The 1,289-nt window shown below is 77.8% G+C and carries 1 protein-coding gene; it reads left to right on the forward strand.

The window, feature by feature from the left end:
• Positions 1 to 1,289, forward strand: a 1,289-nt coding sequence (locus G3A44_RS23140; protein ID WP_163460111.1) for an ExeA family protein, incomplete at both ends; no start/stop codon positions are given.

Here is a 1,289-nt window from a genome sequence, read left to right on the forward strand (position 1 = left end):
CCACCCGTCCGACGCCGGCCCTGCGGCCGCCCCCCGCCCCGCGCCGGCGACCGGCAAAGTGCCGCCCGCCGCCGCCCCTGCGGCGGCCCTGGCCGGGCCGCCCTACCTCGCCGCCTTCGGCCTGCGGGAGGCCCCCTTCTCCATCGCCCCGGACCCGCGCCGGCTCTACCTGGGCCCGGCCCATGCCGAGGCCCTGGCGCACCTGCTGCACGCGCTGCAGGGCAGCGGCGGCGTGGTGGTGCTCACCGGCGAGGTCGGGGCCGGCAAGACCACCCTGGGCCGGGCCTTCCTGTCCCAGGTGCCGCCCGGCACACCGCTGGCCTGCATCTTCAATCCTCCGGCCACGGAGCTGGAGCTGCTGGCCACCGTAGTCCAGGAGTTCGGCCTGCCGCTGCCGGAGGCGCTGGCCGGCCCCCTGGCCCGGCGCCAGCTGCAGGACCGCCTGCACCACCACCTGCTGGCCTGCCATGCCCAGGGGCGCCAAGCCTTGCTGCTGATCGACGAGGCCCAGCGCCTGCCCGCCGAGGTGCTGGAAGCCCTGCGCCTGCTGACCAACCTGGAGACCGACGAGCGCAAGCTGCTGCAGATCGTGCTCATCGGCCAGCCGGAGCTGCGCGCCCAACTGGCCCTGCCCGGCCTGCGCCAGCTGGACCAGCGGGTGGTGGCGCGCTGCCACCTGCCCGCCCTGACGCCCCAGGAACTCCCCGCCTACCTGGCGACCCGCTGGCAGACCGCCGGCGGCTCCGCCCCCCCGCCTTTTGAGCCGTCGGCGTTGGACGAGCTGCAGCGGCGCAGCGGCGGCGTGCCGCGCCGGCTCAACCTGTTGTGCGACCGTGCCTTGCTGGGCTGTTGGGCGCAGGGGCGCCGGCGCGTGGACCGGGCCACGGTGCGCCAGGCCGCCCGCGAAGTCCTCAACCCCCTGGCGCCGACGTCCCCTGCGGCGGCGCAGGCCTGGGGCGGTCGCGGTGCGGGCCTCTTGGTCGGGGGCCTGGGCGCGTTGGGCCTGGGCGCCGTCCTGGCGCTGCTGGCCAGCAGGGCTCTGCCTGAGGCAGAGCGCGCCGCCGGGCCGGCTTCGGCCGCCTCCCCGGGGGCAGCGGCCTCCGTCGCAGCGGCGCCTGTGCAGGACCGCGTCCCCATCCCGGTGCCAGCCGCCCCGCCGTCCCTGGCCGACTGGGCGGCGCCCACCACACAGGCCACGCTGCAGGTGCTGGACCGCCAGGCCTGGGTCGACCTGCTGACGGCCTGGGGCGCCCCGGCGGACACGCCACGCCTGAGGCCGCAGGCCGGCT

Source organism: Ideonella livida (assembly GCF_010499455.1).
Taxonomy (GTDB): Bacteria; Pseudomonadota; Gammaproteobacteria; order Burkholderiales; family Burkholderiaceae_C; genus Ideonella; species Ideonella livida.